Genomic DNA, 336 nt, shown 5'->3' with positions numbered 1-336 from the left:
TTATTTGCCGGTCAGCATGTGTTTAAAGCTAACGCGAGCATTGTTGAAGTGCTTAAAGAGCATGGCGCATTAATGCATCACCATGCTATTACGCATAGTTATCCACATTGCTGGCGTCATAAAACGCCAATTATTTTCCGTGCTACACCACAGTGGTTTATTAGTATGGATCAGGCTAATTTGCGTCAAGATTCATTAAACGAAATTAAAAACACGCAGTGGTTACCAGAGTGGGGCGAAAGCCGCATTGCAAACATGGTTGAGGGCCGTCCAGATTGGTGTATATCACGCCAACGTACTTGGGGTGTACCAATTGCATTGTTTGCTGATAAAGAC

At 43.5% G+C, this 336-nt stretch carries 1 protein-coding gene; it reads left to right on the top strand.

Features of this window, described 5'->3' with window-relative positions:
* The coding region (locus AAEY62_RS21145; RefSeq protein WP_350636300.1) for a class I tRNA ligase family protein at positions 1–336 on the top strand (336 nt) is incomplete at both ends.

Source organism: Pseudoalteromonas sp. GW168-MNA-CIBAN-0100 (genome assembly GCF_040309225.1).
Lineage (GTDB): Bacteria > Pseudomonadota > Gammaproteobacteria > Enterobacterales > Alteromonadaceae > Pseudoalteromonas > Pseudoalteromonas arctica.
Note: the sequence above shows the minus strand (reverse complement) of the source record. Positions and strands in the feature narration are given on the sequence as shown.